Raw genomic sequence first — 1,437 nt, 5'->3', positions numbered from 1 at the left:
AATTTCAAACATGGGGTAATCGCGGAGCGAGTCGCCCTGAAGCCGGAAACGGTCACATATTGAAGAGCGGGTGGTTGTTCCCCGATAGGATGGAAGTACGGGCTCACGACTGGACGCCGGGCCCAAGCATCGAACGGAGAACAACCATGAGTGAATATATCGGTCTCGACGTGTCGTTGAAAGAGACGGCGATTTCTGTGCGGCGTGGCGGCAAAAGGATCTGGCGCGGCAAATGTCCCTCTGATCCGAGCTTGGTCGCGGACGTTCTCCGCAAGCGGGCGCCAGCGGCCAAGCGGGTAGTGTTCGAGACCGGCCCCTTGTCGGTGTGGTTCTATCATGCCTTGAGCGCCGAAGGACTTCCGGCGATCTGCATCGACGCCCGGCATGCCAAGGCCGCGCTGGACATGGCGCCGAACAAAACGGACGCAAACGATGCCGACGGCTTGGCGCATCTGGCCGAGGTCGGCTTCTACCGCGAGGTGCGGGTGAAGGGCTATGACAGCATGCTGAGCCGCACGCTGGTGGCCGCGCGGAGCCGGCTGGTCAGGATCACGACCGAGCTCTCCAACCAGATCCGCGGGCTCATGAAGACGTTCGGGCTGATCATTCCGCGAAGCAAGGGCAGCAAGTTCGAAGCCGACGTCCGGCGCCTGCTGGCCGGTCAGGAAGAGCTTGCCCGGATTGTCCTGCCCCTTCTCGAGGCTTGGCTCAGCATGCGCGCCCGCGCTGCTGAACTTGGACAGCAGCTCGTCGCCAACGCCCGGCACAATGACGCATGCCAGCTGTTGATGTCGATCCCCGGCGTCGGCACCATCACTGCGACTTCATTCATCGGCGCCATCGAGGATCCATCGAACTTCAAGACATCGCGCGCTGTCGGCGCATGGCTGGGTTTGACAACCCGACGCTATCAATCCGGCGAAGTCGATTATGATGGTCATATCTCGCGGCGTGGGGATCCTCATCTGAGAGGGCTTCTCTATGAGGCCGCAGTCGTGATTCTGACGCGCAGCCGGGCTGACAGCAGTCTGCGCACATGGGGGCTGAAGCTGCGTGAGAAGATCGGCTTCAAGCGGGCAGCTGTCGCTGTCGCCCGCAAGCTCGCTGTCATCATGCATGCGATGCTAAAATCCGGTGAGTTGTTCAACCGGGAAGAAGCCATCGTGGCCTGACCATAAGGAAGTTCGAATGCGCCTACCCGAGGCGTAACGAGGCGTCCCTGCCAGGACGTGGGCCGAGCCATTCCGCTGTGTCAGTTGCATCGTTGGCGTCACAACGCTCGCGATTGCGTTTCAAACCTTGGAAGGCTCCATCCCTCGCGAAGCCCATCATGCGGCGGCTTCATGTCGACCGCGAAGACGACCGTGCTCCCGGCAAACGACACCTCAATACAAATTTGGGCTTGCATTTCGGTCCGCGATTAGACGACTGAGACAC

General features: G+C 60.8%; 1 protein-coding gene. It reads left to right on the top strand.

The genetic code is table 11. The features are described 5' to 3' along the window. The first annotated feature begins 146 nt into the window (after nucleotides 1-146). The gene (locus tag NKH49_RS34655) at nucleotides 147-1,172 is read left to right on the top strand and encodes an IS110 family RNA-guided transposase (protein ID WP_352930179.1); all 1,026 of its coding nucleotides are present in this window, start codon (nucleotides 147-149) and stop codon (nucleotides 1,170-1,172) included. Nucleotides 1,173-1,437: the final 265 nt, after the last annotated feature.

It is taken from the genome of Mesorhizobium sp. M1088, from assembly GCF_040318575.1.
Lineage (GTDB): Bacteria > Pseudomonadota > Alphaproteobacteria > Rhizobiales > Rhizobiaceae > Mesorhizobium.
Note: the sequence above shows the minus strand (reverse complement) of the source record. Positions and strands in the feature narration are given on the sequence as shown.